The following is a 10,944-nucleotide window of genomic DNA, read 5'->3' as shown; positions in this document are numbered from 1 at the left end:
AATAAAGGTTAATTGAGACTCAAATTAATCTTTTTTACTATACCTTAGATAAATTTTATCAACAAATTATTAAAAACTTATATGATTATGGTTTTGCCGTAACTAGAGCAAAGAAAGCGCTTACATAAAATGTAAGATATTGAATGACAACGCAATGTGTTTTAAAATTCCGTCTCTTTTAGGAGATTTCTATTGGATTAATATTATAATATAGCTACTTTTTTGGCTATGGTGCCATATTCGGTTTCAATTTTTAGAATATAGTTATTTGGGGGGATTTGATTGGCGCTAAACTTAAGATGGTTTTTGTTGGTTTTGGTATCGCGCTGAAACAATGATTGACCAAGAATATTGAACATTTCAACTGATTCGATCATCTGAGAAGAAGGGTTGTTGATGACGATACTGTTCTTTTCATTAGAAAAATAAACTTCTATTTGTTCGCTTTCCAAATGTGCTTGGGCGCTTAAGGTCTGAGATTGGGAAAAAGCAATTTCGAACCGGTTGAGGTATTCTCCTGTGGACAGAAAGATTTCATATTTTCCCTGGGTCAAGTCATGATAAATATTTAACTCCTTATCGTGAAGATAAATTAAAAAATCGTTTGGTGTATTTTCCAATTCGTCAATAGAAATGCTATTGAAGCCGTCTGCATCAGTATGGATGCCCAACGGAAGAATTGTTTCTTCATTGATTTCATTGGTACCTTGGATGGTGTACTTTTGATTTTGGATCATCCAATACATATCGTCAATCTGGGTGTCGATATACTTGGAGTCATAGCCCCAATCTATTGCGGGGGTTGCATCCTCGTCAATAGTGAGGAGCAATTGTCTTCTTAGGGTATTTGGCGAGTTAAACCCAAGTCGTATTTTTGTTCTGGGGTCTTCGGCTTCCTGTTCAGCCAGCTTTTGGAATTTCTTGTTTGTTGTAGAGGTCTCTTGTGGCTGATGATATAAAACTCTTTGGTTGTTATTGAACGTAACTTTGCCATTAGAAGTCGCCGTAAGATAAAATCCTTGGCCCACAGGGATATACCTTCCAGGGATTTCGTTGGGTGTGCCCCCTGTTGATATTTCTGGGCTGTCCGTACCTCTTGAAGCCGCAGGCACTCCTCCAGAAAGTGAGAATGTGGCATAGCCTCCCTGATAATTATCCGCAATGTGGGAGCTGCCTCCCCAGTGTTTCCAAAAATATAAAGTACCGTTGGTCATGCTAGCATCTGTTTCCAAATTTTTATTATCCTTTAAAAACTGTATGGCATCGATAGCAGATGGATAGGGGTTGCCCACTAAGTAATCGCTACCAGCGGTAACATTGATTTCAATTTTCCCGTTATTAGGTTTGCCACGAACCGTATAATTTTGCATGTCTGAAATAGTACCAGTTCCCGGGCCTTTCATTGTGAAACCTTCGCCAGCCATTATTTCTCCTGAACTTCTTACCTGTTGCCATGTGGCAGTAGTATTTCCTGAATTATTGGAGAATTTCCAAATCCAATAATCCGCTATCCCTAAGGGCACTGCAACACCATCATAACCACTTTCTAAAAATTCAACATCGGCAAAAATGTCTTTTACTGTAAAACTGTTATTGTTAGTGCTATTACTTTGCATTCCAACAGGGGATGCCCAGTAATTATAGGTGTATTTGTCTGCCGTACCATAAAGTGCTTTTTCCAATACACCAGAACTCAAAGGGTCCAGCAAACTTTCCGAAGCTTGTATGAGTTGAGAATCTCCATCTAAGCTTAGGGTGCCATCTAATCTAAGATAACTGGTATTGTATAAACCCGAATCATTTTTAACAGAAAGTGAAGCACCTGAATCGACTATAATCCCCAAGATTGTAGCGTTTTCGTTGATGTCCAAGTTTCCTTTTACCTGTAAAATAGCATATTCGGGAAAGCCTTTATATGCATCCCACACATCTTCTTGCAACCAATTTTCGGGGTTTTTCCAGTCGCCTGTGGCGGTCTCTTTTGAGACAAAGGGTAGGGGTGCGTCAAAATCCTGATAGGTTTCTTCCATGTTGTGCAATAGCCCGTGTTCAAAATAATTTGATTTGTCAGCAGTATAGCCCGTGTCCAAAATTTCCATTGGATAATAGAGCAATAAATCCCTCCATGATAGTCCTTCAATAGTATTTTGGGCGATAGCACCTGTGATACTTTCATTTTTGGATTCTATTTTTTGAAAGATTTGAGCTTGTAATTGAGGTTCTGCCAGAGCCTTGTTATAAACTCTTATTTCATTTATTGAACCATCAAAATAGTTGTCTTTGGAAATTGGATTTCTACCTATTTCAAAATCGAATGCACTCCATTCACTTGAATTACTGAGCGTTGTATTTGCGACATCCGAATTTGTATGTTCCCATTCTTTTTCACCATTGATAAAAAGTGAAATACTTCCGTTAATACCGTCGTAAATCAATGCCACATGATACCAAATGTTCTCGTCCAAAACCATCGATTCCAAAGCAGGAGAGGCAATGTCCCCTCTCGAATCGGTTTTTAAGGATGCTCGTAGGCTGTTATTACTATCGACAAAAAGCATACAGTTGGGCTGTCCCATAATGGTGTAATCACCGGTATAATCGTCCAGTTTAATCCAGGACATCAATGTTGCTTGTTGTTGGCCACCTAAAAAAGAGGATCTACTAACATAATCATCAGTACCGTCAAAATCCAAGGTTTGCGGTTTGCAAAAACTGAAATTTCCAATCCCAGTGGCATGCAAGCTCTCAGGGTTGCAGGTATCGCAATCCTCCCAAAGTATAGTAATGCTTGTGATATAATTGGAGTCAGCAAAATTTACCCCCAGCATGGGATTTTCACCTGCCGATAAATTTGCCACAGCATTTACAATTCCTGTAGTTTCATCAACTGTATATGGAGGTTGAGCTGAAGTGTTAAATTTTGGGTAGATGTCGTTTCCATTAACGTCCTTTCCTTTAACGGTATATTTATCTCCTTTCCCCAGGGAAACATTAATGTGATGTATGTCAAAGGATAGGGCATAAATAGGCTGGCTAAATGTAATAGTGCATGTTATGCCCTCCCCAGAAAAACCGTTGGTTAATAAATCAATGCCTTTATAAAGATAGCTCGATTGAGTTCCTATTTTAGGGGTCTGTCCAGACCAAAATCCCAACGTGCTGGTTTCGCCTGTAAATTCTATTTTGATGTCTATCCCAGAATCGTCAACATTCAAATACGTATTTGAAAGTGTTCCCGGTCTCCAATATGCATCTTCGCTTGCCGAACTTGTCGTCCAATTTAAATTGAAGTTTTGTCCGCACTCCGGAGTGGGATGCAACTGTGCTAGCAATGTATTGCAAAAAAGGAGAGAGAAAGCCAATATTACAGCAATTGCAATGTTCTTCATAAGCAGGATTTTGGCAGGTCTTAGTTAAAAATAGTTTTGGTGACGACAATATAGGAAACCAATTGATTTTACTTTTATATATTCGATAAAGAGATTATATGCACGACAAAATATGTTTTTAAAATATACCCCAAATCTAGGTTTGGGGTATATCAGTTGGTCTTAATTCTAATTTAAGTCTTTATGAATTTTTGCTTCTCGTTGGCAATTAATCAATCAAAACTTTGTTGGTAATAGTACCGTTTTCTGATGCCACAGAAATAACGTAAACACCCTTGTGAATCTGTCTTGTTTTAAATTCAAGGTAAGACTCGTCCATATTGTCGGGTTGAGCCCTGAATACAGATTGCCCTAGAATATTGAACATTTCCACAGTTTTAATATCAGTATGTTTTGGGTTATTTACTATAATACTTTCCTTTTCATTTGAAAAATAAACTTGCAGATTTAAACCTTCTAAATCGTCAGTACTCAATGAAGCATTACTTTGGAAAGTAATTTCAAAGCGTGAATTATATTCGCCTGGGCTTAGCACTATGCTAAAGTCACTATCTTTCAAATTATGATAGGTGTCCAATTCTATATCGTGTACAAAAATGTCTTTGCTGGCACTGATGTTTTCCAGGTTTTCAATTCTTATTGTGGCTAAGCCTTCTCTGTCTATTCTAACGCCTAAAGGGATAAATTGGTCCTCATTAAAGTTATCTAAAGCTTGGATTACCAGTTTGGAATTGTCCATGGTCCAGTACATATCCTCCATATTATCCTCATTTAAAAAGGCATCGTAGCCGATATCAAAGGCTGTTGAGGCATTGTTGTCCACGCCAACCAATAATTGACGGTGATAACCACCTGGCGAATCGAACATTAATCTAATTTTTTCTCTGGTATCCTCAGGCTGTACTTTAGCAGCTGATTTAGATTTTCCCTTTTTAAAATGTGCTGAGCCTGTGTTAGAGCCTGAAACAAATTCCTTTTGGTAAGCTCTTTGGCTGTTTCTAAACAGTAGGTTTCCGCCAACAATGGGCTGTGTGAGCCCTGCGATGCCTCCATCGTCCACAGCGGATACGAAGAAACCTTGTCCAACTGCAATATATCTTTCGGGTAACTTCGTACCTGAAGCGTAAGTTGCGTTTATTCTTGCATCCGTTGAAACTGCAACAGTGCCGCCCAAAAGCGTATAAACCGCATATCCACCTTGATATTCAGCTAAAATATGGCTATTAACGGCAAAGTGATCCCAAAAATACAATGCGCCATTAATCACATTTGTGGTATTAGTTCCACCATCTGTGGCACTGATGTTATCCAATATGAATTGGTTGGCATCTAATGCTGAAGGGTAGGGGTTCCCCACTAAATATTCGTTATCTACAGTGATTGACAAACTGAAATCACCATTATTGGGTTGACCTTGAAAGATGTAGTTTTGGTCTGCGGTTAGCGTTCCTGGGCCTTTCATGGTGAAGCCTTCACCTACTGACAAGGACCCTGTGCTTCTAACATGTTGCCACTCGCTATATACATCATTTGGTCTGTTGGCGTATTTCCAAATCCAATAATCGGCATTTTGAACCGGAGAACTTGTGCCATTATATCCGGAGGTAAGAAATCCAATATTGTTGAAAACATCAGTTACGTCATAGCTAGCATTACTTGTAGTAGATACTGGCGAAGACCAATAGTTATACAAATAGGTATTGGAATACCCTTGTTGGTCCCTTTCCAGAGTACCTGTACTTGCAGTATCAAAATCACTTTGATCCGTCTGTACTAATTGGGATTCTCCTTCTAAATCTAGCGTACCATCAATTCTTAAGTAATGCGTTACGGTCAGTCCAATACCAGTGTTTCCTGCGGTATCTCCGTTTACTTGTAAATCACCACTATTAACAATCAAACCTTGAACGGTACAATCTCGTGATCTGGCTGCTGTTGGGGACGAACCAAGATAGGTGTCGTGGTTAATTTCCACAATATTCCAATCAATAGGGGTAACTCCATCAACAATAGAAAGTGAATTTGGTAAATTTTGATCTGCATTATTTAACCAAGTTCCGGCTGCGTCCCATGATCCGGCCGCCTCAGTTTCATAAGGAAGTGGAGCAGTTTGGCGGTCAACTGTATTTAGGTTTCTTAGTGCGCCTTGGATATTGTTTCCTGAGATGTCATTTGTATTTGTATACGTATATACAGACATTGGGTAATACCCAGCAAGGTCGGTCCATGGCACCGCACTGATTTCACACTTCGAAATAGTCGTAGGAATCACATCTCCGTATTGAAGCGCAAGTGTTGCGTCATCCATAATTTCTTGGTTCATTACGTACCTTAGCTGGTCCACTGTTAAAGCGGTATCCCATACCCTAACTTCATCAATGTTACCTGCAAAATAATCAGTTGTGTTTGGATCGTATCCATCTGCCGCAGCAATCAGGAACTTTCGTGAAGTTGCTGTTGGTGCTGGCCATGAGGATGCACTAGTGTCAGCTACGCCATCAATGTACAATGTAGCTGTACCACTATTATATATTACTGCAACATGGTGCCATTTGCTCTCCGGTATAGCTACTGAAGACGTTAGGGTAGCTGCACCACCATTTATGGCAAATGACAATCTGCCTAAGATATTGATTCTGAAGTCGTAGCCTTCCGTAAACAAAGCATCTCTTTTCGAGATAATTGAAGCATTGATAGCACCTACATCTCTTTTTATCCATGCAGATATAGTAAAGCTGGATGCATTTAGGTCTAAGTTGTCATCCATATCAACATAATCCGAAGCACCGTCAAAATAAACAGAGCGTTCAACAATGACCTGAGGCGCATAACCGAAGGTTATATACTTTGTGCCGTTAAAATCATAGTCGGTCTCAAGGTTGCCACTGCCGTCTGGCACCATTACCCTGTAATCTGCTGTAGGGTCAAATATGTTTGTATCGGAAATAAACATCAGATAACTTCCTGGAGGAGAAATATTTCTAATGGCATTTTGAGGTAATTTTACTTTACAAGAAGGGATATCCCCTCCAATTTCAACCACTTTCCAAATGCGTTGCATTCCGTCAAATGTCACTGGCGTTGAAAGGCCTGCAATTCCTGCACTCATATCAACATTTACAGTAAATGGAGCACTGGTGATATCCGCACCATTATTACCCCAAACCAAGTATTGTCTGTCGGTAAATGTTGTGGTATTGGTTGTAATATTGTCATTATTGGTATCATAGACATCTGTAAGTCCTATTGTTAAGAATCCGCTGGTTAACGTTGGGCCATAGGCATCCGTGCCGTCTGATTCAACATTCTGGCTTTTGGATTGCTTCTGGTTGAGTTCGGATGCGTCATCCCTACCAATGCCAGCTACATCATAATTATAACCAGTATTGGCGCTTGTATCCCAAATCACATTACCTTGAGAATCGATATAGTCCACATCATTCTGCCTGTAATCCGTTAAGGTTGAAGCGGCGCTCTGTAAAGTGATACCATATTTTATGCCTAAATAACTTTGAATTTTCTGTTGGTTCAAGGCAGAATTAGGAGCCTTATAGGATATTACTTCACCCAACATGCCATTGAGTTGAGAGGTGGTTCTACCTGCAATTCCACTTCGGCCAGTTCCTATTAGGAAGGACAAGTTGTCAAATTCATAATAGTTTAACGGCGTACCTGTTCCTGATGTTCCTGTTGTGCCGGTAGTGTTATCTATTTGTTTACCATTCTTATAGATTTCTTTTGAAGTTCTAGCGCCATTGGCCTTAACGTTCAAAATCATTACATGTTCAAAGGTGTCGCTTGAAGATGTAAATGCTCTACCGTATGAGTCCACACCTGGTGTACTACTGGTATTAGCATAGGCACCCATATTATGTGCTATTACTTCATTTACATACCTTCCTGTAGCACTACCGAATGATAACCCTGTAGGGTCCTCATGATAGTTGGCATTGTCGGAACGTCCGCCTATAGAAAATTGTCTGCCCGGGGAGAAGGATCCAGTCTGTGTATCTACTACATCATCACTTTTTACAACAACGAAGTAATCTTGCGAATGGAAACCTCCCTTGCCGTTCATGTATTCGGTATTGTTGTTGTCAAAATCTGCTATTGGGTTAAAGTTGATATTGCGAGTGGCATTATCTCTGTAAATTGGTGCTAAAGTACTTGCGGCATTCGCATCCTCTTTGTCTAAGCTTGTATCATAAGCTTGGTCTTCCCAGCTGGTTAAAGCAGCGCCATCTGATACTGATATACCTTCATTGGCTTTTAACCACAGGCGTAGATTGGCCGTGACATCTGCAGGTGCAACAGTTGCGTCGTTGAGCGCTGTTGATGGATCCGCTTCTATCTTGAAATTATCAAATGCGACACCAACATCTGTACTAGAGCCGTCACTTGAAAATTCTATTCTGAATCGTACATTGCTCTGGTTGGCAAAGGTAACATCATCTAAATCCAAGCTAGCATTTTGAAAATGATTGTAAGCTCCTGAAAATGTTGGAGCCGAAGGTTTGCTATCTCCGTTCCAGCCATCAGTGCCTAAAGCAGATGCATTATCTTCGTACCAGTTTGTGCCTGAGCCGGAAGCCCCAAGAAGGCTGAATGGCCCTCCAGAGACTGAGTATAAAATTCGCATTCCATCAACATTGTCTTCGGTGTCGTATTCCAAATCTAAACTGAGTCTCAGGTTTTCCAAACCTGTAAAATCATATACCGGACTTTCAACCACAATATTGGTATTATTTACATAGCTATTGTAGCTGTTATTTCTCCAGAAACCACCCTCTGCAATTTCAAGAGTCACAGAAACTGGGTAGGCTGATGTCCAAACCCAACTATCATTTGTTGAGGTTATGACAGTCCATCCCCCGTTAGAAGCATCAAAACTCTCATAATACGCTGTATATTGTGGAGGTCCGTCTACACCGGTACCTTGAATATCAAAATTATATGGATTTTCGTCACTATCATCATTTGCTATGGTTATAGTGGCTGTTCTAAGTCCAGCTGCGCCGGGGTCAAAGGTGATTACAAATGTGGTTGAATTTCCAGGTGCAATAGTGCTTGATGGTATTGTGGTTACCGTAAAGTCAGCGGCATTGGTTCCTGTAATCGTAATATATGGCGAAATACCAACTAGATTTAAATCTAAAAGACCAGTATTGTTAATGGTAAAAGTATGGCCAAGTGTTGCGCCAACTGTATTTACATTTCCAAAGTCTGTATTATCCGCTACAATAGGTGTCACATCTCCATCAGGGATCACTGTTCCGTTACCCTCAATTTCTATTTCTGGACTTGGTACAACACCCGTTCCTTGGATGTCAAACGTGTATGGGTTTTCGTTACTATCATTATTAGCTATAGAAACAGAAGCTGTTCTTGCCCCTAAGGCACTTGGGTTAAAAGTTATGGTGAACGTCGTACTTCCTGATGCGCTTATTGGCGTTGACGGAATGGCTGTTACCGTAAAGTCTGCCGCATGGGTTCCTGTTATTGAGACATATGGGGATCCTCCCGTCAAATTAAGGTCTACAGTACCAGTATTTTCGATGGTAAACGTATTGGCGTTTGTGCCTGCTGTTATGTCAACATCACCAAAGTCGGTATCGTCGCTCAAGTCTGGAGTCGTATCTCCGTCTGCTATATTAGTGGCATTTCCTTGTATATTTATTTCTGGGACGGATCCAATTGTAGCGGTCATTGAGACGTTGTCAATGGCAATATCACCATCCCAGCTAGCTCCCCTGACACCTCTGAACCTGATTTTTATGGTCTGACCGACGTAAGCTGCCAAGTTTAAATTGACTTGGTTGTATGCTTGCCCGTTTGATGTTTGAACCTGACCGCTTTGAGACCATAATAGGTTTGGATAGGTACTGCCGTTATCTGTACTAAGTTCAACGTATAAGGTACCAATATTTCCTCCATACATATGATACCAAAAAGAAAAATTAGCAGCTATTGCAGTATTGAGGTCAAAACAAGGACTTTCAAAATTTGCTGTATCTCCCGAAACTCTTGGAGAAGAGGTTTCAATATACATATACCAAGTATCACCTTGACCGGTCGAAGGTCCTGTTCCCGATGAAGGAGTACCTCCTGAATCCCTAGACCAATCAAAGTTGTCTCCTGTATCTTGTGTCCAGCCTCCAACACCGGTCTCAAAATTTTCTGAATACGGAAATATACTAATAGTGGATCCACAGGTTTGGGAAAACCCATTAAATGAGAGCAATACACCTGAAATAAGTATACCGACCCTTATTAAAAAAGTAATTTTTTTCATAAGAGGTTAAATTTAGCTTGGGACTAATTATTTAAGCACCAAATGTAACTTATAACTCCATGAAATACAAAAATAATCGATGAAATGCATTTTGTAAAATGTAAATAATTGATTATTAGGGAGGTAGTTATTTTGTGATTTTAATAAAAAGGGTGAATTTTATACAAATTCACCCTTTTAAATAAGTTATTCGAGGGATTTAAAACTTAACAAGTTTTCTCCTAAAGTTATGGCCTGTTTTGAGATTGGTAACTTTTACCAAGTACGTCGCTTGATCAAGTTTGTTCAGTCCGTTAACATCAATTTTACTATTTATGCTTTTGTATTTTCTATCGATAACAAGCCTTCCTCTTACATCAAAGATTTTGATGTTGAATTCGTCATTGTTGAATCTTAGTGGCACCGACACGCTAATGTTGTCATTAAATGGATTTGGAGATAATGATATATCGATCATTTCTAAATCATTACCGTTGTCTGTCAATGTGGTTTGATCAAAACCATCACAGTCTTGGTCAATACCATCATCTGTTATTTCTGGGGCACCGGGGTAAATTGTATTATCCCCGTCATCACAATCTGTATTGTCAGTGGAATACCCTGCAGGCGCCGTGGTCTCGCATAAATCCGCCGTTACGGTAGATCCAAAACCATCACCGTCATTGTCCTCGTAATAAGTAATCGGGCTGTTGATGGATCCGTTCGAGTCGTCACAGTCTGTATTGTTGTCACTATACCCGGCAGGTGCGGTTGACTCACAAAGCATTGCCGTAGTGGTCGATCCGAATCCGTCACCGTCGGCATCCACATAGTATTGCTGAGGCGTGTTCACAGTACCATCGGTATCGTCACAATCGGTGTTGTTATCAGCATACCCGGCAGGGGCCGTTGACTCACACAGCATAGCCGTAGTGGTCGATCCGAAACCGTCGCCGTCCGCATCCACGTAGTATTGCTGTGGCGTATTCACGGTACCATCGGTATCGTCACAATCGGTGTTGTTATCAGCATACCCGGCAGGTGCGGTTGACTCACACAGCATAGCCGTAGTGGTCGATCCGAAACCGTCGCCGTCGGCATCCACGTAGTATTGTTGAGGTGTGTTCACGGTACCATCTGTATCGTCACAATCGGTGTTGTTATCAGCATACCCGGCAGGTGCGGTTGACTCACACAGCATAGCCGTAGTGGTCGATCCGAAGCCGTCGCCGTCGGCATCCACGTAGTATTGTTGAGGTGTGTTCACGGTACCATCGGTATCGT

The 10,944-nt window shown here is 40.6% G+C and carries 3 protein-coding genes; all 3 read right to left on the bottom strand.

The features are described from left to right. Window positions 1–203 precede the first annotated feature (203 nt). On the bottom strand, window positions 204–3,389 hold the full coding sequence (locus ACFSR8_RS05400) for a LamG-like jellyroll fold domain-containing protein (RefSeq protein ID WP_380289829.1): 3,186 nt from the start codon (window positions 3,387–3,389) through the stop codon (window positions 204–206). Window positions 3,390–3,597: 208 nt separating this feature from the next. After that, window positions 3,598–9,681 (bottom strand): choice-of-anchor D domain-containing protein, encoded by a 6,084-nt coding sequence (locus ACFSR8_RS05395; protein ID WP_380289827.1) that lies wholly within the window; start codon window positions 9,679–9,681, stop codon window positions 3,598–3,600. 199 nt (window positions 9,682–9,880) lie between these two features. Further along, window positions 9,881–10,944, bottom strand: a 1,064-nt coding sequence (locus ACFSR8_RS05390) for a MopE-related protein (protein WP_380289825.1), incomplete at its 5' end; no start/stop codon positions are given.

The organism is Hyunsoonleella rubra (assembly GCF_042684665.1).
In the GTDB taxonomy this organism is placed as follows: domain Bacteria; phylum Bacteroidota; class Bacteroidia; order Flavobacteriales; family Flavobacteriaceae; genus Jejuia; species Jejuia rubra.
Note: the sequence above shows the minus strand (reverse complement) of the source record. Positions and strands in the feature narration are given on the sequence as shown.

Excerpts from the sequence above, each read along its gene's own strand:
- ACFSR8_RS05395 (WP_380289827.1), bottom strand. The coding sequence starts at position 9,681 with ATGAAAAAAATTACTTTTTTAATAAGGGTCGGTATACTTATTTCAGGT.
- ACFSR8_RS05400 (WP_380289829.1), bottom strand. The coding sequence starts at position 3,389 with ATGAAGAACATTGCAATTGCTGTAATATTGGCTTTCTCTCTCCTTTTT.